20 protein-coding genes are annotated in these 23525 nt (G+C 67.7%); 7 read left to right on the top strand and 13 right to left on the bottom strand.

The features are described from left to right. Positions 1 to 155 precede the first annotated feature (155 nt). The 10 genes from MKL09_RS11550 to MKL09_RS11595 form a co-directional block, all read right to left on the bottom strand. Positions 156 to 1778, bottom strand: a complete 1623-nt coding sequence (locus MKL09_RS11550) for a GMC family oxidoreductase (RefSeq protein ID WP_244020263.1) — start codon at positions 1776 to 1778, stop codon at positions 156 to 158. A 10-nt stretch (positions 1779 to 1788) separates the two neighbouring features. Continuing rightward, positions 1789 to 2598: a shikimate dehydrogenase family protein gene (locus MKL09_RS11555; RefSeq protein ID WP_244020264.1), complete on the bottom strand. Its 810-nt coding sequence runs from the start codon at positions 2596 to 2598 to the stop codon at positions 1789 to 1791. 41 nt (positions 2599 to 2639) lie between these two features. After that, positions 2640 to 3446 (bottom strand): 3-oxoacyl-ACP reductase FabG, encoded by an 807-nt coding sequence (gene fabG / locus MKL09_RS11560; protein WP_244020265.1) that lies wholly within the window; start codon positions 3444 to 3446, stop codon positions 2640 to 2642. A gap of 1 nt (position 3447) precedes the next feature. Continuing rightward, positions 3448 to 4152, bottom strand: a complete 705-nt coding sequence (locus MKL09_RS11565; RefSeq protein WP_244020266.1) for an ABC transporter ATP-binding protein — start codon at positions 4150 to 4152, stop codon at positions 3448 to 3450. Next, positions 4139 to 5944: an ABC transporter permease subunit gene (locus MKL09_RS11570; protein ID WP_244020267.1), complete on the bottom strand. Its 1806-nt coding sequence runs from the start codon at positions 5942 to 5944 to the stop codon at positions 4139 to 4141. Before MKL09_RS11570 ends, MKL09_RS11565 begins: the two co-directional genes overlap by 14 nt. Before the next feature lie 10 nt (positions 5945 to 5954). Next, a complete protein-coding gene (locus tag MKL09_RS11575; RefSeq protein WP_244020269.1) occupies positions 5955 to 6842 on the bottom strand; it encodes a branched-chain amino acid ABC transporter permease in 888 nt (295 codons plus the stop codon). Between the two features lie 21 nt (positions 6843 to 6863). Next, positions 6864 to 8072, bottom strand: coding sequence for an ABC transporter substrate-binding protein (locus MKL09_RS11580; protein ID WP_244020270.1), 1209 nt, complete (start codon positions 8070 to 8072; stop codon positions 6864 to 6866). A 67-nt stretch (positions 8073 to 8139) separates the two neighbouring features. Next, positions 8140 to 9870, bottom strand: a complete 1731-nt coding sequence (locus MKL09_RS11585; RefSeq protein WP_244020271.1) for an acetolactate synthase catalytic subunit — start codon at positions 9868 to 9870, stop codon at positions 8140 to 8142. An 11-nt stretch (positions 9871 to 9881) separates the two neighbouring features. Then, positions 9882 to 10886 carry an NAD(P)H-quinone oxidoreductase gene (locus tag MKL09_RS11590; protein ID WP_244020272.1) on the bottom strand — a complete coding sequence of 335 codons (1005 nt, stop codon included), beginning with the start codon at positions 10884 to 10886 and terminating at the stop codon, positions 9882 to 9884. Beyond that, the gene (locus MKL09_RS11595; protein WP_244020273.1) at positions 10886 to 11941 is read right to left on the bottom strand and encodes a zinc-dependent alcohol dehydrogenase; all 1056 of its coding nucleotides are present in this window, start codon (positions 11939 to 11941) and stop codon (positions 10886 to 10888) included. The genes MKL09_RS11590 and MKL09_RS11595 overlap by 1 nt, the downstream gene beginning before the upstream one ends. 112 nt (positions 11942 to 12053) lie before the next feature. Between MKL09_RS11595 and MKL09_RS11600 the strand changes: the two genes are divergently transcribed. Next, positions 12054 to 12764: a GntR family transcriptional regulator gene (locus MKL09_RS11600; RefSeq protein ID WP_244020274.1), complete on the top strand. Its 711-nt coding sequence runs from the start codon at positions 12054 to 12056 to the stop codon at positions 12762 to 12764. 105 nt (positions 12765 to 12869) lie between these two features. Here MKL09_RS11600 and MKL09_RS11605 read toward each other — a convergent pair whose 3' ends face one another. The 3 genes from MKL09_RS11605 to MKL09_RS11615 all read right to left on the bottom strand — a co-directional run bounded on the left by MKL09_RS11605 (position 12870) and on the right by MKL09_RS11615 (position 15247). Continuing rightward, positions 12870 to 13505 carry a carboxymuconolactone decarboxylase family protein gene (locus MKL09_RS11605; RefSeq protein WP_244020275.1) on the bottom strand — a complete coding sequence of 212 codons (636 nt, stop codon included), beginning with the start codon at positions 13503 to 13505 and terminating at the stop codon, positions 12870 to 12872. Positions 13506 to 13886: 381 nt separating this feature from the next. Then, on the bottom strand, positions 13887 to 14612 hold the full coding sequence (locus MKL09_RS11610) for an SDR family NAD(P)-dependent oxidoreductase (protein WP_244020276.1): 726 nt from the start codon (positions 14610 to 14612) through the stop codon (positions 13887 to 13889). Further along, positions 14612 to 15247, bottom strand: a complete 636-nt coding sequence (locus MKL09_RS11615) for a DUF938 domain-containing protein (protein ID WP_244020278.1) — start codon at positions 15245 to 15247, stop codon at positions 14612 to 14614. The genes MKL09_RS11610 and MKL09_RS11615 overlap by 1 nt, the downstream gene beginning before the upstream one ends. Before the next feature lie 1019 nt (positions 15248 to 16266). Between MKL09_RS11615 and MKL09_RS11620 the strand changes: the two genes are divergently transcribed. The 6 genes from MKL09_RS11620 to MKL09_RS11645 form a co-directional block, all read left to right on the top strand. Next, entirely contained in the window at positions 16267 to 17385 is a 1119-nt protein-coding gene (locus MKL09_RS11620; protein WP_244020280.1) for a M20/M25/M40 family metallo-hydrolase, read from the top strand. A 380-nt stretch (positions 17386 to 17765) separates the two neighbouring features. After that, a complete protein-coding gene (locus tag MKL09_RS11625; protein WP_244020282.1) occupies positions 17766 to 18737 on the top strand; it encodes an MBL fold metallo-hydrolase in 972 nt (323 codons plus the stop codon). Between the two features lie 78 nt (positions 18738 to 18815). Beyond that, positions 18816 to 19490, top strand: coding sequence for a metal ABC transporter permease (locus MKL09_RS11630; RefSeq protein WP_244020284.1), 675 nt, complete (start codon positions 18816 to 18818; stop codon positions 19488 to 19490). Between the two features lie 176 nt (positions 19491 to 19666). Continuing rightward, complete coding sequence (locus MKL09_RS11635; protein ID WP_244020291.1) at positions 19667 to 20635, top strand: zinc-binding dehydrogenase; 969 nt, start codon at positions 19667 to 19669, stop codon at positions 20633 to 20635. A gap of 571 nt (positions 20636 to 21206) precedes the next feature. Continuing rightward, positions 21207 to 22664 (top strand): MmgE/PrpD family protein, encoded by a 1458-nt coding sequence (locus MKL09_RS11640; protein ID WP_244020292.1) that lies wholly within the window; start codon positions 21207 to 21209, stop codon positions 22662 to 22664. A gap of 639 nt (positions 22665 to 23303) precedes the next feature. Further along, positions 23304 to 23525 (top strand): GntR family transcriptional regulator (locus MKL09_RS11645; RefSeq protein ID WP_244020285.1); only part of this gene is annotated, 222 nt, incomplete at its 3' end.

Genomic DNA, 23525 nt, shown 5'->3' on the forward strand with positions numbered 1-23525 from the left:
CGAGATCAAACTTAAAATGCCGCGGTGCCGTCGAGGCCGACGCGGACCTTCGTGCCTCACACGGCAGATGCTGCGGGCTGCTTTGCGCCTGAGCAGGGCCGGTACGACCTGATCCGCGCCGCTGCTCCCGGAGCGTTACCGGTGAGCGGCATGCCTCAGGCATCGCCGCGGATCAGGTCGGACGCCTTCTCGGCGATCATGAACACCGCCGCCTGCGTATTCCCGGAGACGATGCGCGGCATAACCGAGGCGTCGGCCACGCGAAGCCCCGTCACCCCGCGTACGCGCAGCTGCGGATCCGTGACCGACTCGGGATCGCCGCCCATCCGGCAGGTGCCGCAGATGTGGTAGATCGTCTGGCCGTCACGGCGGGCGAAGTCGAGCCAGTCCGCATCCGTCCGGCAGTCCGGACCTGGGTTGAGCTCAGTGCCGCGGAACCGGTCCATCGGCGCCTGCGCGACGATGGACCGGGCGATCTTCATCCCATCGACCATCGCACGGCGGTCTTCCTCCGTGGCGAGGAAGTTCGGGCGGATCGCCGGCGGCGTCAGCGGGTCGGGCGAGGCGGCGTGGATCGTGCCGCGCGATTCCGGCCGCAGTTGCGTGACGCCGATCGTCATGCCGGGCAGGCGATCGAGCTTGCGCTCGGCGGCATTGGCGTAGCTCGCGTGCATGAAGAAGTACTGCACGTCGGGCCCGTCGAGCCCCGGTCGCGTGCGCACGAAGCCATGAGCGAGGCCGGTCCCGAGCGACAGGATCCCTTGCCGGGTGGCGAGGTAGCGCGCCGCCGCGAGGCCGAGGCGGAGGCCGCGGGTCTGCTCGTTCAGCGTCACCGGCAGGCGCACACGCCAGTTCATGCGCGTGCAGTAATGGTCCATGTAGTTGGCGCCAACGCCCGGGAGCGCGCGCCGCACCGCCACGCCGAGCCCGGCGAGGATCGCCGGATCACCGAGGCCGGACAGCTCCAGGATCTGCGGGGTCTGGGCCGCCCCGGCGGCGAGGATCACCTCCCCGCGGCAACGGAAGAGCCGCTCGCGCCCGCCGACCAGCGCGGCAATGCCGCTCGCCCGGTCCCGATCGAATTTCAGCCGCAGGACGTGCGCGTCCGTCACGACGGCGAGGTTCGCACGCGCCAGCGCAGGCCTCAGGTAGGCGTCAGCGGCGCTGACCCGCCGCCCGCGCCGCTGATTGACCTGATAATAGCCGAAGCCGTCCTGGCTCGCCGCGTTGTAGTCGGGATTGCGCGGATATCCGGCCGCCTGCGCGGCGGCGATGAGGGCTTCCGCGATCGCCGGCCGCTCGGCGACTTCGGTCAGCGGCAGCGGCCCGCCGCGGGCGCGCAGCGGATCGGGCGGCCCGTCGAAATCCTCGAGCCTGCGGAAATAGGGCAGCACGTCGGCGAAGCCCCAGCCGCGGCACCCGGCCTGCGCCCAGGCATCGTAATCCTGCGGCTGCCCGCGCACGTAGATCATGCCGTTGATCAGCGTCGAGCCGCCGAGGCCCCGGCCCCGCGGAACCGCGATCACCCGGCCCCCGGTCGCCTCCTCCGGCTCGGTTTGGAACCGCCAGTTGTAGGACGGGTGCTGGAGCATGCGGCTGAATCCGGCGGGGATCGAGACCCAGGGGCTGCGCGCGCGTCCCCCCGCCTCCAAGAGCAGCACCCGGTGCGTCCCGGATTCGCTCAGCCGGTTGGCCAGCACGCAGCCCGCCGTGCCGCCGCCCACGATCACGTAGTCGAAGTCACCCGCCGCAGCCGCGTCGATATCGATCCGTCCCAATGATCCAGCCTCACAATGCGCCCATGTGGCGGGCCATCAGGGCGATCTGGCGCTCCAGCATCGGCAGGCCTTTCTGGATGCGGCAGCCCGCAGCCTGCGCCGCGGCGAGCAGCGGGGTCGTCTCGGGCGCCATGATCGCCTCGGCGACGAACTGGCCGGCATGGAGGGCGGTCAGATCGAAGGGGGTGGCGTCCTGCGGACGCATCCCGAGCGATGTGCCGTTGACGAGGAGGTCGTGGTCCGCCTGGCTTCCCTCGGCCGCGATGGCGAGGGTGGGGTAGGCGGCGCGCAGGCGTTCCGCCAGCGCCTGCGCGCGGTCGGCGGTGCGGTTCTGGATCGTCAGGCGCGCGACGCCTGCCTCCGCGAGCGCGAAGGCGATGGCGCTCGCCGCGCCGCCGGCCCCTGCGAGCGCCGCGCTCCGGCCACAGGGCTCCACGCCCGAGGCACGCAGGGCCTCGACGAAGCCGATGCCGTCCAGCATCGTGCCGACCATGCGCCCGTCCGCCTCGCGACGGACGCAGTTCACCGCTCCGATCTGCTCTGCCTCGCGGGTGAGCGCGTCGCACAAGCCGGTCATCGCCGTCTTGTGCGGCACCGTGGCGATGAAGCCGCCGAAATTGCGCAGGTGCCGGAGCCCCTCCATCACGGCAGTTAAGCCGTCCGCGGTCACGTGCAGCGGGACGAGGATCCCGTCCACCCCTTGACGGGCGAAGAGCGCGCCCATCACCTCGGGCGCCTTCACGTGGTAGATCGGGTCCGCCACGATCCCATAGACCCGGGTCCGTCCGCTGATCCCGGCCGCGGTGATCGCCCCGTCCATGGCCGCTCTCCCTTGCATGCCCTGCCTCGACCTGTCTCGGCTCACGTCATGTACAGGCCGCCGGCCACGTCGACGGTCTGGCCGGTGACGAAGCTGGCTTCCGCGGAGGTCAGGTAGAGGGCGAGGTCCGCGACCTCCTCAGGGACGCCGAGGCGGCCCATCGGCGTCAGGCGGGCCTGTTCGTCGTTGACCGCGCGGCCCACCGCCCGGACCATCGGGGTCTCGATCCGGCCCGGCGCGATCGCGTTGACGCGGATACCGAACGGGCCGAGCTCGGCCGCGAGGTGCTTGGTAAGGCCGATCAGCCCCGCCTTCGAGGCCGCATAATGGCAGGCGACGATCGGCGAGTAGGTCTTGCCCGCCACCGAGGACAGGTTGACGATCCAGCCGCGCTCCGCCGCGCGCATCGCCGGAATCAGCGCCCGGACGGTGTTGAACGCCCCCGTCAGATTCACCGCGACGACGCGGTTCCACTCGGCCGGATCCATCTCCCAGACGCGGTGGGCCGCTCCGTCGTGCTTGGGCGAGATGCCGGCATTGTTGACCACCGTGTCGAACGCGCCGCCCAGCGCAACGGCGGCCTCGGACAGGGCCGCCTCGACCGCCGGATAATCGGCGACGTCGAGCTGCATCGCTAGAGCGCGCCCGCCCGCCATCTCGATGGCCGCGACCGTCGCGGCCACATCGTCCGGGTTCACGTCGGCGACGCCGACCCGAGCACCGCGCGCGCCGAAACCCTCCGCGATCGCCCGACCGATCCCGCGCCCGGCTCCCGTGACGAGGACGCGCCGGTCGGCATGGCTCGGTCGCCGCGCGATCGCCTCCGGGTTCGTCTCCCGCTCGGTCATTTCAGATCCCCAGATAGGCGCGACGCACGTGATCGTTGTCGAGCAGGACCGCGGACGCGTCGGCGAGCACGATCTCACCGTTCTCCAGCACGTAGCCCCGATCGGCGACCTGGAGCGTGTGGAACACGTTCTGTTCGACGATCAGCACGGTGGCGCCGGTCTTCACGATTCGGTCGACGACGGCGAAGACCTGCGCCACCACGATCGGTGCGAGGCCGAGGGACGGCTCGTCGAACATCAGGAGCTTGGGGCGCGCCATCATCCCGCGGGCGATGGCCACCATCTGCTGCTCGCCGCCCGACAGAGAGCCGGCATTCTGGTCGAGGCGCTCGCGCACCCGCGGGAACAGGTCGAGCACCTCCCCCAGCGTCTCCATCTGGCGCCCCCGCGCCGCGCGGCGGTAGGCGCCCATCAGCAGGTTCTCCCGCACCGTCATCTCGGGGAAGAGCTGGCGCCCCTCCGGGATCAGGGTGACGCCCCGCTCGACCATCTCGTGGCCCGAGAGCCGGGTGACGTCCTCGTCCTCGAACAGGATCCGTCCGCGGGTCGGCCTCACCAGGCCGGCGATGGTCCGCAGCGTCGTCGTCTTGCCGGCGCCGTTGGCGCCGACGAGGGTCACCACCTCGCCGGCGCGCACGTCCAGCGAGACGGCGTGCAGGATGCTGGTCGCGCCATAGCCGGCATCGACGCGTTCAAGCGTGAGCATGGACGAACTCCTTGCCGAGATACGCCTCGATCACGGCGGGATCGCGCACGACGTCCTGCGGGCTGCCCTGAGCGATGATCTGCCCGGAACTCAGGACGATCACCCGGTCGGACAGCGCCATCACCGCCTGCATGACGTGCTCGATGGCGATGATGCTGACGCCGGAATCGCGGATCGACAGCATCAGGTCGATGGCGCGGCGCACATCGGTCTGGTTGATGCCGGCCATCACCTCGTCGAGGAGCAGCACGCGCGGGCGCATCGCCATCACGCGGGCGACCTCGAGCCGCTTGAGGCCGCCGATGGTGAGGCCGCGGGCCTCACTTTGGAGCCAGGGCGCGAGCCCCATCCGCTCGGCGGTCTCGCGCGCGACCTCCCGCGCCTCGCGCACGTCGCGGTGGCGGTAGAAGGCGCCGACCATGATGTTCTCCTCGACCGTCATGGCCGCGAAGGGCTGCACGATCTGGAAGGTCCGGCCGACGCCGAGGGCGGCGAAATCCGCCGGTCGGCCTGGTCTGTGCCAGGTCCCGTCCGGCGCGCGGACGCTCACCGATCCGGCATCGGGCTTCAGGAAGCCGGAGATCATGTTGAAGACCGTGGTCTTGCCGGCCCCGTTCGGACCGATCAGGCCGAGGATTTCGCCCTCGCGGAGCGTGAAGCCGACATCGTTGGTTACGTGCAGGCCGCCGAAGCGCTTCTGCAGGCCTTCGACCCGGATGAGGGCATCGCCGCCCGGCCGCCGCTCCGCCACCCGCGGTGCAGCCGCGACCGCACCGGCTTGTACCCCGCGGACGCCTGTCTTCGTCCGTGTGAAGCGCGCGACGAGCCCCATCAGGCCGTTGGGCAGGAACAGGACGACGAGCACCAGCACGAGACCATAGACGAGCCCGTGGAGCCCGAGCGCCTTCGCGCCCAGCCAGCCTCGGGCGAACTCGGTGATCGGCACGAGGAGGAGCGCGCCGAGCAGCGGTCCGAACACCGTGCCCAGCCCGCCGATCAGAGCGAACATCGCGATCTGGATCGACAGGGTCAGCGAAAACACCGCCGCCGGCTCGATGAAGGTCAGATACATGGCGTGGAAGGTGCCGACCATCGCGGTCAGCGCCCCCGACACCGCCACGGCCACGAGCCGCATGCCCACCGTCGGCACGCCCGCGGCGCGGGCGGCCGATTCCCGCTCGCGGGTCGCGACGAGGTAGAATCCGATCCGGTGGGTCCGCATCCACCACGCGACCGCCAGCGTCAGCAGCAGCAACCCGAAGGCGATGGCCAGGGGCGGCCAGCGATCCCGGAACACCATCCAGGCCCAGCCGAACTTGAGCGGGATCATCAGCCCGGTGGCGCCCCCGGTCAGGTCCCGGAAGTGCAGAGCCAGCACGCGGAAGACTTCGAGGAAGGCGATCGTCGCCAGAGAGAAGAACGGCCCGTGCAGCCGGAAGCACGGATAGCTGATGGCGAGCGCCACCAGCATGGCGAGGGCGGCGCCCGCCACCATGCCGATCCACGGGCTGATCCCGGCGCCGACGAGCAGCATGCCGCAATAGGCGCCGAGCCCGTAGAAGATGCCGTGGCCGAGGGAGAGCTGGCCGGCGTAGCCGCCGACGATGTTCCAGGCGGTCGAGAGCGCCGCGAAGACGCAGATCGTGATGAAGACGTGGTAGACGAACGGATTGCCGATCGCCACCGGGACGGCCACGAGCGCCGCAAGAACGAGAGCCAGGGCCACGGCGCCCGGGCGCGGGAGCGCGGCGCGCACGGGGACCGGTGTCGCGGGGATCGGGATATCGGTCATCGCGGCCCCCTCACGGCGAGACGTGGGACAGCCGAAGCTGTCGCCCGAAGAGGCCCGAGGGCTTCAGGATCAGGATCGCCAGGAACACGCCGAAGACGGCGACCTCGCGCATGTCGGCGCCGACATAGAAGCCGGTGACGCTGTCGATCAGGCCGATCAGGATCGCCCCGACGAAAGCGCCGCGGATCGAGCCGAGGCCGCCGAGCACGACGATCACGAAGGCGATCAGCACGAAGTAGGTGCCACTGTTGGGCGAGGTCGGATAGAGCGGCGCGATCAGCACCGCGGCTACCCCGACGCAGGCCGCGCCGATGCCGAAGGTCAGGGCGTAGATCCGGTTCACGTCGATGCCCATCAGCTCGGCCGCGGCGCGGTTCTGGGCCACGGCCCGGATCGCCCGTCCCGTGCGCGTTCGCGCCAGGAACGTCTGCAGCCCCGCCACCAGCAGGATCGCCGTGCCGAGGATCACGACCTGCCCGAGCAGCACCCGCACCGGCCCGATCTGCAGCGGCTGGCGCAGGCCCGACGGCGGCGTGTTGGCGATGTCGGCCCCGAAGACGAGAAGGGCGAGATTGATCAGCACCGTCGACAGGCCGACCGTGGCGAAGATCTGGATGTGATGATCGCCCGCGGCGAGCAGCGGCTGGATCAGGAACCGCTGGGTCAGGGCGCCCAGAAGGAACAGAACGGGGACGACGAGGATCACTGCGGCGAAAGGGTGGAGGCCGAGCCCGGTCACGGCGAGGTAGGTCAGGTACATCCCGACCATCAGGAACTCGCCGTGGGCGAAGTTGACCACCTTCACGATGCCGAAGATCAGAGTCAGCCCGACGCTGACGATGGCGAATAGGCCGCCGAGCATCACGCCGTTCGCAAACACCTGGAGGAAGACGTCCATCCCCGATCTCCGTGACGGCGGTTATCGGCGCGTCTGCATCGGCGCGACGGCGGCGCTCTCGGGATAGACCGTGACGAGCCTGCCGCCCTGCCACTGCATGCCCATCATCGCGGCCCGCTCGTTCTGGTTGTTCTTGCCGAACTTGAACCCGTAGCCGACCGCGGTGACGCCGTCCTTCACGTCGATGCCCTGTGCCGCCTTGATGATGGTGTCGGGCTCGAAGCCCTTCGCCTTGTCGATGGCCTGGAGGATGAGCTTGGCGCCGACGTAGTTGTTGAGCGAGTGCCCGGAGCGCGGCGCGGCGCCGTATTTCTTCCGGTAGGCCGCCACGAAGGTTTCGAGGCCGGGCGTGTACTGCGTGTTGACGAGGTACTGAGTGAAGTCTGTGTCGAGGACGCCCTCGATGACTGTGTGCCCGACCGCGTCGGCGGTTGGCTGCATCGAGTATCCGCCGCCGCCGCCGATGATGGCGCCCGGCTTGAATCCCGCCTCGTTGGCCTGCTGGAGGAACAGAACGGAATCGTTCTGGTAGGAGGTCTGGAGCAGGACGTCGATGCCGCGTCCCTTCAAGTCGAGGACGAGGGAGGACATGTCGATCGTCGCGGCCGGATAGCCCTGTGCGGTCACGACGTTGAGCTTGGACTGGACGGCATACTTCTTCTGGAAGCCCGCCACCGAGGTGCCGTAGCTCGAATCCTCGTAGATGATGCCGATCTTCAGGTCCTCGGGCTTCTTGCCGAGCCCGGCCGCGACCTTGTTGACGATCATCTCAACCGCGAGCTTGGCCATGTCCTCGGCCGTCGGGTTGGTGCGGTAGAGATACTGTAGCCCGCGCCCGGTCACCTCCTCGGCCACCGCGCCGAGCTCGAAATACGGGATGCCCGACAGCTCGGCCACCTGGCTCGCGGCGATCGAGCGGGCCGACGAATAGGAACCGAAGATCGCCACCACCCGCTCCAGGGAGATGAGGCGGCGCGCCTCACCGATCGCCTGGTTGTTGTCGACCGCATCGCCCCGGGCGAGCACGACCTTCTGCCCCTGGACGCCGCCCGCGGCGTTGATCTCGTCGACGGCGATCTCGACGCCCCGTGCGCTCTCCTCGCCCAGGAGCGCGAGTTGCCCGCTGAACGGGAAGAGCGCGCCGAACGTCACGTCGGCGGCCCAGGCCGTCGCCTGGGCCGCGGCGCCCAGCGCTAGGGCGGCGGCGAGTGCACGCGCCAGAACTCTCATCGTTTCCTCCCGTGTCAGTCGTCGACCCGGCGCTTCGCGCGCCTTCTCGTCAGGTCGGTCGGCGGCCTCAGTAGGCGAGCGCGTCCTTGCCCTCGAAGCTGGTGATCGGCGGGTAGGCGCGCTGGTCGGTGATCACATCGATCACCGTCACGACGCCGCTCGCGAGCGCGGCGTGCAGCGCCGGCGCGAGATCTCCGGGGCTCTCCACGCGCGTTCCGGCGCAGCCGCAGGCCCGCGCGATCGCGGCGTGGTCCACCGCCTCGAAATCGCAGACGTCGGTGAAGTCGCCGAACAGGCTCAGCTCCGCGTGCTTCTGGTAGCCGAGGATCTGATTGTTCAAGACGACGACGATCACCGGAAGCCGCATGCGCCGCGCCGTCTCCAGCTCCGACCAGACATGGCCGAACCCGCCGTCACCGGTCACGCAGATCACGGGCGCCTCTGGGCGCGCCGCCTTGGCGCCGAGGGCGAAGGGCAGGCCCCAGCCGAGGCCCGCGATGCCGCGCGGTGTCAGGAAGCGCTGGCCGGCCTTCCGCGCCGTGAGGAAGTTGGCGATCCAGATCGAGGCGTAGCTCGCGTCGGCGACGACGATTGTCTCGGGCGTCGTCACCGCATCGATCTCGGCCATGATCCGCTCCGGCCGGATCGGCGTGGCCTCCAGGTCGACGAGGCGGGCCATGTCGTCGGCGTGAGCCTCGCGAGCACGGGCGATCGTGTCTTCGAGAGCTGCGCGGCGGCCCTCGAGCCCGGACAGATCGCGCTGCCGAAGGGCCTCGGCGAGAGCCGCCAGCGTCAGCTTGGCGTCGCCGACGAGGCGCAGGGACTCGTAGTTGCGGCCGACCTCGCTCCCGTCCACGTCGAGATGGATGAAACGGGCGCCTTCCGGGTAGAGCGACCAGCTGTCGGTGCCGTTCTGGTTGGTCCGGTTGCCGACAAGAAGGACGACATCGGCCTCCGTGACGAGCGCGCGCAGATGGGACGAGCGCCCCCGTGGCGCCATGAAGTAGCCGACCACGCCGATCGAGAGCGGGGCGGTCTCGGCGACGGCGCCCTTGCCCATCACCGTGGTGGCAACCGGCAGTCCGAGTGCCTGGAGCGCGATCAGCTCGGGGCCTGCACCCGAGGAATGAACGCCACCGCCCGCGATCACCAGCGGGCGCTGCGCCCCGGCGATCAGGTCGGCGGCCTGTGCGATCCGGGCCGGATCGGCGACCGTGCGGTCGAGAGGATAAGTGCCGAGGCTGGCCGAACGGCGGGGCGCGGCAGCGTCTAAATCGGGGCGCTCGTCGAGCAGGTCGAGGGGCACCAGCAGCACGGCCGGCCCCGGACGCCCGGAGGCCGCGGCGGCGAAGGCCATGTCGACGTAATCGTCGATGCGCTCGGCGACCGCGACCCGGCGCACCCATTTGGCGACGCCCGCGAACAGGGCGAGGTGATCGAGTTCCTGGAAGGCGTTCCTGTCGGTGAAGCGGCGGTGGACGTCCTGGACGATCGCCACGACCGGAATAGAGGCTTTCAGGGCTTCCGCGAGCCCCGGCACCAGCAGGGTGGCGGCGGGGCCGTTCTGAGCCGCGACCACCGCGACGCGGCCGGAGATCCGCGCGTAAGCATCGGCCATCGCGGCGCCCGCGTTCTCGGTGCGGTAGCCGATCTGGCGGATGCCGTGATGCGGCGCTGCCAGGAACAGGGCCGAGGGGATGCTCTGGCCGAACACGTCGCGGACCCCGTGCCGGTGGAGCGCGGCGGCGAGGGCGTGGGCGCCGGTCATGTTGGCGCGCGGCTCGGACATCTCGGACATCAGCGGCTCCCTCACGTGGTCTCGCCCATCGACAGGACGATCTTCCCGATATGCTGGCCTGCATCCATGCGGGCATGGGCCTCGGCGACCCGGTCGAACGGGAACACGGAGTCGATCGGCGGCCGCGCCCGACCCGCCGCGAGCAGCGGCAGGACGTGTTCGGCGAGGGCATCGGCGAGGCGCGCCTTCAGAGCCACCGGACGGGCCCGCAGCGTCGAGCCCGTCAGCGTCACCCGCTTCATCAGGAGCGGCTGGAAGTCGATCTCCGTCACGCGCGAGCCTTGCTGGAAGGCGATCTGCGCGATGCGCCCGTCGACCGCCACAGCTTCGAGATTGCGGGCGATGTACGGGCCGCCGACCATGTCGAGGATCACGTCGGGCCCGCTTCCGCCGGTGGCCTCCCTGGCTGCGGCGACGAAATCGTCCTGCCGATAATCGATCGCGGTATCCGCGCCGAGCCTCAGGCAGGCCGCGCACTTCTCCGGCGAGCCCGCGGTGACGAGGACCTTGGCGCCGCGCGCCTTCGCGAGCAGGATCGCGGTCGTGCCGATGCCCGAGGAACCGCCGTGGATCAGCAGGCACTCGCCCGCCTGCAGCCGGGCACGCTCGAACACGTTGCTCCACACGGTGAAGTAGGTCTCGGGGATTGCGCCCGCCTCGACCGCCGGGAGGCCTTCCGGCACGGGAAGCGCGACGGCCTCGTCGACGACGGCCCATTCGGCGTAGGCGCCGCTCTGCACCAGCGCCATCACCCGGTCTCCAGGCTGAAAGCGCCCGGCACCGGGCCCAAGGGCCTCGACGATGCCGGCGAGTTCGAGTCCGAGCACGTCGGAGGCGCCGGGCGGCGGTGGGTACCGGCCCTCGCGCTGCATCACGTCCGGCCGGTTGATGCCCGCGGCCTCGACGCGCACGAGCACCTGGCCCTGGCTCGGCTCCGGACGGGGTCGCTCGACGATCCGGAGGACTTCGGGGCCGCCCGGCCCCGCGGCGACGACCGCTCGCATACCGGTGTTCATCACCCCTCCTCCTGCGTTGCGACCGCTTCGGGAAGAAGCAGCACCTTCATGGCCTGCCGGCTGCGAGCCAGTTCGAAGGCCGCGCGGGCTTCGGCGAGGGGGCGGCGATGCGTGATCAGCGCTTCGAGCGTCCCGCCATGGGCGGCCAGAAGGCGGATCGCCTCGTCGAAGGCACGCGCCGTGGTGTCGTGGGCCGCACGAAGCTGCCTCTTGCTGCGGACGAAGGCGGTCAGGTCGAGGTCCAAGGATCCGGAATGGATTCCGGCCACCACCATCACGCCACCCGACCGCAGCACGGCCAACCCCTCGACCACCGACCGGGCTGATCCTGTCGCCTCGATCACCCGGTCGGCCTCCCCCCCAAAAGCATGCCGGACGGCGGCTTCCAGGCTGCCGCCGGCGAGATCGGCGGTCCCGCCGATGCCGATCCGGCGGGCGAGGTCGAGGCGGGCGGCGTCGTCGAGGCCGGCGAGCAACACGGCCGCGCCCCGGAGCTGCGCCACGAAGGCGATGCAGAGCCCGATCGGGCCCGGCCCAAGCACCACCACCCGGTCGCCGGGTCCCACCTCCGCCACGTCGACGGCGTTGACCGCCACCGCCAGGGGCTCGGCCAAGGCCGCGACGGTCAGAGGCACATCGTCAGGGAGACGGCGGCAATTCGCGGCCGGAACGACGACCTGCTGGGCGAAGGCCCCGTCGTCGTGCAGGCCGACGACTCGCCGGCTCTGGCAATCCTGCGGCCGGTCGGCTGAGCAGGCCGCGCAGTCACCGCACGGCACCGTCGGCCAGCAGGTGACCCGGTCGCCCACAACGAGCGCGGTTACGCCGTCGCCGACCGCCCGGACCGTACCGGCGAACTCGTGGCCGAGGGTGACCGGCATGAAGGCGGTCATGAAGCCGTAGCCCGCTGTCCACTCGAAGGCGTGGATGTCGCTGCCGCAGATGCCGGCAGCGGCAACCGCGATGGTCACACGGCCCGCGCCCGGGCTGGGCGGTGCATCAACGTGGACGAGGTCTGCCCCGAAGGCAGCCGTCGCCTTGCGCAACGCAAGCATTTCCGTCCCCTGTCTACCGCTAGGCGTGAAAGCCCCGCGGCCTGCATCGCGGTGGCGGCCAGCGACGCAGTGTGTAATTTGTTATAACAAATATCTGACCGCGGGGAGGAATATGTCAAGCGCTTCGGCGTCTGAACCGAAAACTGGCGAAATTTTGCCGGACTGGGTTCGTCCGATTGTCAAAGAGAGCCTGAGCGAGCGCGCCTATCGTGAATTGCGCGTGGCACTAATGCGCGGGCAACTGCGCCCGGACACGCGCCTGCGGCTCCGCCCGATGTCGGCTCGGTTCGGTATCAGCGCGACACCCATGCGCGAGGCCCTGCTCAGGCTCGTTTCCGAGAAGGCGTTGGCACTCGATGCGCGCGGCAGCGTCGTCGTACCCAGGCTGGCCCTGGATCAACTCCTGGAGATCCGGGCGATCCGCACAGACCTCGAGGGACGGGCGGCTGCCGCGGCTATCGCATCACCTGCCGCTGAAATCGATGCTCTCGAAGCGATCCACGCGCAGATCTCACAGTGCCATGCGAGCCGCGACTTCGCTCGCGCAGTGAACCTCAACACCGAGTTCCACTTGTCGCTGTGCAGGCTTGGTGGGATGCCGATCCTGTATGAGATCGTCGAATTACTATGGGTGCGATGCGGCCCGATCCTCTCGCACCTCTATGATGACGGGGTCCCGGACTGGGAACCCCATCCACATCGGCGCGTCATCGACGCCTTGCGCCACGGCGACTCGGACGCCGCGCGCGATGCAGTCCGAGAGGATATCGAGCGCGGCGGCAGCGGGCTGTTCGCCCATGTCCGCGCGTCCCCCGCGGGGTGATCCGGGGCGGGCGCCTGGAACCCGCCGAACAAATCTTTAGCTTGCCCCTCCAGCATCTGGCCGCAACCCCTGCGTTGCCCGCCGCGCAGCGTGGATCGGGCTCGATCAGTCAGCCGGAACGGGCGGCGATGGCAAGGTTTCCTTCGCGTCGGCGGGCGGTTCGACCTTGGCGACATTCAGGGTCATGCAGACGAGGTCGTAGTAGCCGTTGACTGCGATGAGATCCATCGCTCCCTGCTCTCCGAACCGGGCGACCACTGCCCTGTACAGGCCATCGGAGACTTGCCTGTCACGATGAAGCTGGGTCGAGAAGTCGTAGATCAGCGCCTCGTCGGTACTCATGCCGGTCGGTCGCCGACCGGCCTTCAAGTCCTCGGCGATCGAGGGGCGAAGGCCGGCCTTTAGGGCCAGCGGATGATGCGCGTACCATTCATAGCCAGAACTCCATACCCGGCCGGTGATCAGGATTGCGAACTCGTTGAGGTCACGAGGCAGGCTCGTATTGAACCGGAGATACGCGCCGACTTTTTGCAGACGATTGCTGAGTTCGGGTGAGCGCAGCCACGCATTGAACGGGCCATCAAGGGATTTTCGCGGTCCGGAGAGGATCGCGTCCGCGGCGCCCTTCTGGGCTGCCGTCATCTGATCTGGTTGCAGCGCCGGGAAACGCTCGACGGTCTGCGCAGAGGTGCCGTTCACAGCCAGCAGCAGGCTGACGGCGGCCAGAACCAGCACTTTCATCGGCGCTCCTCCCATTCCGGATTCTGCAACCGGATACGGTCATGTTGGCCAAACGAACCGTTTGTGTCCATCCGCCCGTCAATCTGCACAGTCTCCATGGCGGTGTTAAGCTCCGAGTACCGGCTCCCGGCCTGAAATGCCTGCCATGCAGATCGTCCGCGCTGCTCGTCCCGCCCGAAATTCAAGTTTTGTGATTGGTAGTGTCCAGATTCGAGATCTGCGAGGTCGCAGCGTTCGCTATCAAGATGCTGACAGCGTCGGCTGAAAGACCGGACTGGGCTCGTTTGAGCCGTCGAGGGCTATCGGCATCGACATAATGCAAGCTGCGTTTGCCGGCTCGGTCGTCGGGTAACACTGGGCGCGTCTCAGTCGGTTACGCGTTCAGGCCGGGATCCGCGTGCCATCCCAGGCGAAGACGCCGCCGGTGTCCTTCACGCCGAGGCTGTCGAGCACGCGTAGGAGACGGGACGCGCTCACCTCGGGCTGAACGACACCTTTGTCGGTCGGATCTGACCGGAAGGGCCGCGACAAGGCGGAAGCGACCGTGCCCGGATGCAAGCCGACGACGAGCGCCTCCGGTCGGGTGCGAGCCACTTCGATCGAGAGGGTCCGCAGGATCTGGTTCAACGCCGCTTTCGACGCGCGATAGGAGTACCAGCCGCCCAACCGGTTGTCGTCGATCGAGCCAACCCGCGCCGACAACGCCGCAAACACGCAGCGTCCCCGGCGCGCCAGCACCGGCACGAAATGCTTGGCGACGAGCGCCGGGCCAATCGTGTTGACCGAAAAGACAGCGGCCATAGCGGCTGGATCGAGGGCCTTGAACGTCTTCTCGGGCGAAACGCCGTCCCGATGAAGGATGCCGGTTGCGACGATGACCAAGCCGACAGGTCCGGCCGCACCGACGTTGGCCGCAGCCGCAGCAATCGTCGCCTCGTCGCCGAGGTCGATCGGAACGGTGCGAACGCCGTGCGGAACTGACGGCTCCGAACGGGAGAGCGCGAAGACCGGAGCGTAGGCTTCGCTCGCAGCGAGGGCCCACACCAAAGCCCGGCCTATCCCGCCGGAGGCGCCGATGACGACCGCGCTGGTCGAGGCAGGCGCCATCAACGCGAAGCCCCGCCGACGTTCGAAGAGAGTCGATCCAGCTTGCGAAAGATCAGGCTGAGGTTGTTGGCAGGCATCGCGACGCGCTGGGCGAGATGGAGCCCATGCGTGTCGGCGGCATCCGCGACGGCCTCGATGTCACGGACACCCCAGGACGCGTTCCTCGTGCGCAGGCCATCGTCGAACGCGGCGTTGCTCGGCGCGGTGTGGGCACCATCCTCCCGAAATGGGCCATAGAGATAGAGAATTCCCCCCACAGGAAGCGTCGCACCCGCGCCGGCCATCAGCCCGGTTGTCGCGTCCCAGGCCGCGATATGAATCATGTTGATCGCGACGATCGCGTCGACCTTCGCCACCGGCCAGGGCTGCCGGGTCGCGTCGATCGCCAGCGGGGCCCGGAGATTCGAGAGGCCAGAGGCACGCGTATGGGCGACGATGCTGCGGCGCGCCACCTCATCCGGATCGCTGGGCTGCCAGTCGAGGGCAGGCATCGCCCGGGCGAAGTGGACGGCGTGCTCGCCTGATCCGCTTGCGATCTCCAGAACGAGGCCTCTGGGCGGAACGACGCGCCCCAGGATTTCGACGATCGCCGCGGCGTTGCGCGCAACGGCCGGCGAGAACAAGGCATCCAACATGGGGGGCTTCAAGCGATGATCCCTTGGGGCCGGTTGGTCTTCCACCGCAGCATGTCTGTTTTTGGCGGTTCGCGCACGCTCCCCGAATGGCCAGCATGCGCGCGAAGCGACCGTTCTGCTTCCGGACAAGCGCCATTCCCAAACCGACGGAAGTCCAGGAAATCGTGCTTCCTGCTCGCCTCTTGCGCTTCCCTGCATCCGCCGTTTTGCTGCCCTGCTCGATCGGATAGGGAAATGCCGCCAAGCTACTGCACCTGCTGCAAAGATCTGAGCCCACGCACGTTCGAATCTCGATTTTCCGACGCGTTTCCCTGTAATTTCCGGGTCGACAGGGAAATTTCGTACGGAGACGGGTTCGCGTCCGACTGCCCGCTCCACCAGGCCTTCCTGGTGAAAAGTCAGTTTTCTGCTCTCGGCGGCGATATCGCTGCTGGGACCAGGCTTTAGCGGCAGCCTACACGGTCTCCCGCAACCGTCGACACCGCTCCGCCGCCCACCTTCGGGCTTGAACACGCGCCCGTTCTCGGCATGGGCAGTGCCGTTTTCCGGCTCGCCAAGCGGACGCAGGCTCGGAGACCGTTTCGCACCCCGGCGTGAGACGCGCGTTCGCGCGGAGATCGCGCTGTCGCGGATCCAGGCAGAGCGCAACGCGGATCGGGAATCGACGGGCAGCGAGGCGCGGCGCTTGGGAGCGAGGCTTTGATCAACGGTGGCAGCCTACGGTCCGACGTGACGGCCCCTCCGCCCCATAACAGCCCGGCCGCGCTGCTCTTCGCCACGATGTTCCCGCAAGCCGCCTTGTCCATGCTCAGTCTCGCGCCGCCGGTCATGGCGGGGGCGGTCACGCACAGCTACGGCCTTGCCCGCCGAGGTCACGGGGGCGTATTCGGGCCTGGTCTACGCCGCGCTCGATGCCTTCTGAAGGCGAAGGGCGCCGTTACGGCGTCTCCGCTTAGGTCTTCACGCCCGGGCTGCGTCGTGGTGGTGATCTCAGCGTCCCAGCCGTCTAAGATCGCACGATGTCGTCGCCGCTCCCAGAGATCATCGCCCTCGCCTCGCGGCTGATTGCCTTTGACACCCGCAGTAGCCGCAGCAATCGCGCGCTCGCCGATTTCGTCGTCAGCGAGCTGCCGGGGTTTGCGATCGAGCGGCTGGACTTCACGGACCCGGACGGCATCGAGAAAAGCGCGCTGGTCGCCCTGCGCGGCGAGGCCGGCGGCTGCCTGGCCTTCTCGGCGCACATGGACACGGTGCCTCCGGTCGGCTGGACGCGCGATCCGTTCCGACCCGCGGTCCAGGACGGGCGGCTCTACGGTCTGGGGAGCTGCGACATGAAGGGGCCGATGGCCGCGGTCATCGTCGCCGCACGCAGCCTGCCCGCCGACCGCGCCGCGATGCTGCTGCTGACCTGCGATGAGGAGACGACCAAGGCGGGCGCACGCCGCATCGTCTCCGAGAGCCAGATGCTCAAGGCGCACCCACCCGCCGGCATACTCGTCGTCGAGCCGACGGATCTACGGCCGCTGCGCGGGCACCGCTCCGACGTCCAGTTCACCGCCACCGCACGCGGTGTCCAGGCCCATTCCTCGACCGCGGATGGACTGAATGCCAACATCGCCCTAATCCCGTTCTTGTCCGAGATGCGCGACCTCTACCTCACCCTGCGCGCCGAACCCCAGCTCCAGGATCCGAGTTACGCGCCGCCCTGGTGCGATCTCAACATCATCGTCGACAACCACGGCACGGCGACCAACATCACGCCGCCGCTGGCGACCTGCCGGATGAAGTTCCGGTACTCGAAGGCGATCGATCCGGTGTGGGTCATCGAGCGTGTCGAGGCGGCCGCACTTCGTAACGGCCTGGAACTCGTCGTTCGTCAGGAGGGCACGCCACCCGAGCTGCCCGTCGATCATCCCTTCGTGCAGTTGGCCACGGCCGCCACCGCAGCTTCGCCCAAGGTCGGAGCGTTCGGTAGCGACGCCTCGCAATTTGCCACGGTTGCGCCGACGCTGATCCTCGGTCCAGGCTCGATGGAGCAGGCGCATAAGCCCGAAGAGTTCACCGATCTGGAGCAGCTCGAACGATCGATCCCAATCTTCCAACACCTAGCCGTCGAGCTACCTCTGGTCGAGGGATGATCGCCACCCTTGGCGGCGTGTTGGGAAGCTGATCGGTCCAGCCTCGCGTACAAGTTAAGCGTTTTGTACCACTACCGACCAGCCGATTCTGGCCGAAAGCAGCATATCCGCATCCGAGCAGATGGAACTGCGAAACGGACATTCGGCTTTCGTATTAAGCTAGTCAGTGCGGACATTGCAGGCGCCGCACCACCGTCATAACAAACCGAGGCATCCAGCCCGAGAACAGATGGGTTAGTTCGTCGCGCAGCGAGCACGTTCTCCCTGCGAGACGGCACGTTCGGGCGCTAGTTCAACGCTGTACCCTGTCGCGACGCTATGGGATGTCGCTTGGACATCCGTGAGCCGCAGAGGGCCGCTGAACCGATCGAGGATCTGCGATGGTGACGAGACGAACCGTGCTGGCTGGAGTTGCACAGCCTGCCGCTCTCGCTGCGATGCCGCTTGCGGTGTGCGGCCCTGCCTCGGCTCAAGCTCCGGCCGCGAGGCAGGCACCGGGCTTCTACCGCTACAAAGTCGGTGCCATCGAGGTGACGGCGATCAACGATGGGTTCGCACTGCGGCCGCTCGACGGTTTCATTCCCAACGCACCGCCGGCTGCGCTGAAGCAGGCGATGGCGGACGCGTTCCTTCCCTCCGACGCCCTGCCCTTAACCTTCACCTCGGTCGTCCTGCGGATCGGGGGGCGCACGGTCTTGGTCGATACCGGCTTCGCCGATAACGGGCCGCCGACGACGGGCTACTGGATGGCCAATTTCCGCGCGGCCGGCTTCGATCCGACGGCCGTCGACGACATCGTGATCAGCCACTTCCATCCGGACCACATCGGCGGCATCCGTCGCAAGGACGGGTCTGCGGTCTTCCCGAAGGCGCGGGTCCACGTCCCGGAGGCGGAATGGGCGTTCTGGACCGACGAAGCCCGGATGGCGGGGGCGCCGGACGGGTGGAAGCCGACGTTCGCGGCGACGAAGCGGGTATTCGGGCCCATGATGGCCGATGTGACGCGCTTCGCCGCGGGCGAGGAAGTGGTGCCTTCGTTGATCGCCGTGGCCGCGTACGGCCACACCCCCGGCCACACGGCATTCATGCTGAGATCCGACTCGGCCAAGCAGATGCTCATGGGGGACACGGCCAACCATCCGGCTCTCTTCGTCCGCAATCCGGACTGGGCGGCCGTGTTCGACATGGATGCCGGTCAGGCGCGTGACACGCGGAAGGCGATGCTGGACATGGCCTCGGCAGAGGGGCTGCAAGTGTCGTTCTACCACGCACCATTCCCGGCTGTGGGCCATATCCTCAAGGAGGCTGACGCCTTCAGGTTCGTTCCGCTTCAGTGGAGCCCGAACGCTTAGGGCCATGACGCCACTGGGCGCGGGTTCGGGCCGGAATGCGGCAATCCCTCGTTTCCGCCTCGCTGAGTAGGAGCTTCCATGAAACGTCTCGCCACCGTGACCCTCGCCGGCCTGATGGCGCTCGCGCACGGCCCCTGTGGCGCCGCGCAGGTCGAGCGTCTGAGGGGAACGATCGAGGCGGTCGACGGCGAAACAGTCAGGATCCGGACGGTCGACGGCGAGGGAGAGGCGGTCTTGTTAACCCCTCAGACGCGTTTCGCACTCCTCGCCAGGTCCAGCCTCAGCGCTATCCGGGACGGCGTTTTCATCGGCACGGCCACAAAGGGTGACGATCCGCCGACGGCCCTGGAAATCCACATCTTTCCAGAATCGATGCGCGGCACCGGCGAGGGGCATCGCGACTGGGATACGATTTCCGACACCCTGGCGGGCGGCAAACGCGTGAAGAGCGCGATGACGAACGGCACCGTGAGAACCGGAGGCGGCCCCAGGGTAAAGAGCGCGATGACCAATGGTACGGTCGCAAGCAGTGGGCGGGCCGGCGATGCGACAACGCTCGTCGTCACCTACGACAAGGACCGGTCCCTGACGATTCTCGTGCCGCCACAGGCCCCGATCGTGGCCTATGAGCCGGCCGACCGCTCGATCGTCCAGGCGGGCGGCAAGGTCTTTATCACGGCGGAGCGCGACGGCATCAGACTGACGGCTGTCCGGATCTCAGTCGGCAAGGATGGGCTCACACCGCCACAGTGAAGCCTAGCCGGGTGGCGAAATTGGAATTCGACCATCAATGCGGCCCGCTCGACCTCGGACCAGCATAGAATCGGGAGTGACCCATGGACCTCGACCGACGGCTCCTCCTCGCGGGAGCGACGGCAACGCTTCTTTCCTCCTCGGCCGTCGCAGCTGAGGACCGGCCAGCGGCGCGGATGAAGGCCGTCGTCGCCGGGCCCGAGGGACCCGCTCTGGCGGAGGTCAAGACCCCGGTGCCGAAGCCGACCGAGGTCCTCGTCAGGGTCCGGGCAGCCGCCCTCAATCGCGCTGATCTGGCCGTCGCCGCGGGGCAGCCGCACGGCACCGCCGGCGGCCCGAATGCGATACCGGGCCTCGAATGGGCTGGCGAGATCGTAGCGGTCGGGGCCGAGGTAGCGGACTTTCATCCCGGTGATCGGGTCATGTGTTCCGGCGCCGGCGGATATGCAGAATATGCCGTCGCGGATTATGGGCGCACGCTGCCACTGCCGGCGAGCATGTCGTTCGAGGCGGCCGCCACTCTGCCGGTCGCCTTGCAGACGATGCACGACGCGATCGTCACGCAGGCACGCCTGCGCCCCGGCGAGACGGTGCTGATCCAGGGGGCAAGCTCCGGTGTCGGGCTGATGGCGCTGCAGATCGCCCGTTGGCAGCGGGCCTCCGTGGTGATCGGTACGTCGCGAAACCCCGAGCACCGCACGCGTCTGTCCGGTTTCGGCGCGACACTGGCGGTCGACACGAAAGATCCGACCTGGCCCGAACAGGTCCGGCAGGCGACAGGCGGCAAGGGCGTCGACGTCATCATCGACCAAGTCTCGGCGCCGGTGGCCAACGGCAACATGCAGGCTGCGGCTGTCCTCGGACGGATCATCAACGTCGGTCGGCTCGGGGGAGACCGCGGTGAGTTCGATTTCGACCTGCACGCTACCAAGCGCATCAGCTACATCGGCGTGACCAACCGGACACGGTCGATCGAAGAACAGCGCACGATCACCGACCGCGTCCGGGCAGACCTCTGGCAGGGCGTCGCGGATGGACAGTTTAGCCTGCCGATCGACAGCAAATTTTCATTGGCCGATGCGCCGGCCGCGCTCGCGCGCATGAAGCAGAACGAGCATTTCGGAAAGATTGTCCTACAGATGTGAGTCCGTGCGTCTCCTGCTGAACACACGTGCTCAGCGGCTGCGATGGTGATCGCTGTTCACCGCATAGGCGGCTCTCCGAACGCGACCCGCTCGCGCGTCGGCACCGGAAGCGCAGCGACCGTGCGACTGGCCACCGGGAGCCCCCCCTGCGACGGCAGCACTTCCGTAGACGCGGTGGCCGCATTCTGCGGATACGGTGCGACCGAGACTACCACGTTCGGATCACCAAGCTGTCCATCGACGGTTGAAGCACTCGATCAGATTTTCAAACGTGACCAACGCAGGATCAGGCCGGCATGATCGCGTGCACAAAGCTCGCGAGGCCTGCGCTGCGGACCGGTCGGAATGTCCTGCCGCTCGTCTCGCAGGCGCGCTTGACCTTGTTGGTCGGCTCGTGGCTGACGCACTCGACCGGAAACAAGATGTGTCCGCTCCAGCTGACGAGACCGTGCAGCAGGGTCCTGCTGTCGTCGATACCGCGGTCGTGGCCGAGAAGCCGCCTACCGCGTGCTTCGACGATCTGAGCGGGACAGGCTACGAGCCCTGTATACAAGTTCAGGGAGGATCGAAAATGATGCGGAAAGCCTGGGGTCGCGCGCCACACCGCCGCCGATTTCTGCAGGGAGCGGGCGGCCTCCTGGTTGCCTCAACCCTCCCTGCTCAAGCCGCTTCCGCCGACAGCGACGTCACCGGACGGCTGGCCCGCTACATGGTTGAGGCTCGCGACAAGCCACTGCCTCCCGAGGTTCTGCTGGCCTGCAAGCATCGCATCCTCGACACCTTCGGCGCCATGATCTCCGGCGCCCGGATGCGGCCAGGCGAGATGGCGACGTCTTATGTCCGCAGGCTTGGAGGCGTCGCTCAGTCCTCGGTCGTCGCCTCCGACCTACGCACGACTGCGATCAACGCAGCGCTCGCCAACGCCATGTGCGCCCACGCTGACGAGACGGACGACTTCGAGCCGGTCACCAAGGCGCATCCGGGCTCCGCGACCGTGCCTGCAGCCTTCGCCATGGCGGAGAAGGAAGGTCGATCAGGCGCCGAGATGATCCGCGCCGTCGCCCTCGGTTACGATCTCTGCTGCCGGCTGCTCCTCGCACTCGGGCCAGACCTCGTGCGCGGCACACACCGAAGCGCGGAGGGCACGAGCTCCACCTTCGGGGCACTCGGCGCCGCCGCCGCCCTGGCACGCCTCGACGAGCGCGGTATGCGCTTCGCGCTCTCCTACGCAGCGCAGCAGGTCTCCGGTCTGTGGAGCTGGGTGAAAGACGAAGACCATATCGAAAAGGCGTTCGATTTTGCCGGCATGGGCGCACGTAACGGCGTTACCGCGGTGGCCATGGTGCAGGCGGGACTAACCGGGGTCTTCGATGTTCTGGACGGCACGCACAACCTGTTCATCGCCCTCTCGACCGACCCGAAGCCCGAGGCGATGTTGGAGAGCCTCGGCAGCCGCTTCTACGTAACCGAAACGGCGATAAAGACCTTCTCGGTGGGTTATCCAATCCAGTCGCCACTGGATGCGGTGCTGGCTCTGCGCGAGCGGTTGGGTGTGCGAGCCGAAGACGTGCGACGGGTGGTGGTCCGATTGCCGACCGATGCCGTCGGCATCGTCGGACAAAGCGCCATGCCTGACGTGAACTGTCAGCACTTAGTGGCCCTGGCGCTCGTGAAGGGAGCCGTTTCCTTTGCCGACAGCCACGATGCGGGGCTGATGCAGGACGCGGCGATCCAGTCATTGCGTGCGAAGGTTGAGATCGTGGGTGACCCCGCTCTCATGACGCGGGAGGCTCCGCGTAGTGCGCGAGTCGAACTGACGCTCGCTGACGGTCGAATGTTCGACCATTTCACGAAATTCCCGCCCGGCACCAAGGAAAATCCCTTGAGCACGGAGCGCGTGAACGCGAAGGCACGCGATCTGATTGAGCCGGTCCTCGGTGCCTCACGGGCGGACACTCTGATCGTACGCCTCAACGACCTCGAAAATCTTGACGATATCCGAATGCTGCGCCCCCTGATCACCGCCTGACCAACGGTCGCTTCAATCAGTTCCCCTTCTAAAAGCCGATAGTTCGCTGCCCATCCATCTCAGTCGCTCAGCGAGCACGCTGGCATCTCTGAACGTGGCCGAAAGCTCTCTGCCCAGTTTCTTGCAAACCCTGGCTTGAAGTAAACATGCACGCCTGATCGAGCGTTTTACGGGCGTTTGAAAGCACGACATATTTTCCCGACAAAATGTGAGCCGGTTTGGTTATGTTCCAGACAGTTGGCAGGACTCAGCGGGAAAACGATCGGATTTCCGGCACGTAACATTGATAGGACGGCTGTTTTGTTGGGCATGATGGGGCGGTAGCCCGTCTCGGATCGGCGGGTAGGCGTCCGTCGGCTTGATCGTGCTCGGCACCTTCTACACGTCCCACGATCCCCTCGACTGCGTCTGGTTCCTCACTCCAACGCCCTCATCCACGCAGTGATTGCCGTCGTCACCAGCCAGGCGGTCGTATGACTGCACCAAGCTCGGTCTTGAACCTTTCAGGATGCAGGACCGTCCTAGTGTCAGTTCCTAGACTTCACAGGTGATCGTACGCCCTGATTTGCGGTAGGCCGCGTGATCCCACCGCGTTGGTACGCTGCTTGCGTTCCAATCTTGTATGGAAGTCTGATCCGCATGCAGGCACCTGACACTCTTGACTATATTGATCGCGTCATCGTGGATGCCATCCTCGCAGGCCGCCTCACGGCTGGAACTCGCCTCGGCGAGCAGAGCCTCTCCATCATGTTCAGCGTCTCTCGGACAATGACTCGCGAGGCGCTGCTGCGGGTGGAGACGACCTGCAGCGTGAAGATCAGTCCGCGCCCGAGCTGGCTCGTGAAGCAAGCGTATTTCGAC

Origin of the sequence: Methylobacterium sp. J-048, from assembly GCF_022829515.1 — a bacterium.
Taxonomy (GTDB): domain Bacteria; phylum Pseudomonadota; class Alphaproteobacteria; order Rhizobiales; family Beijerinckiaceae; genus Methylobacterium.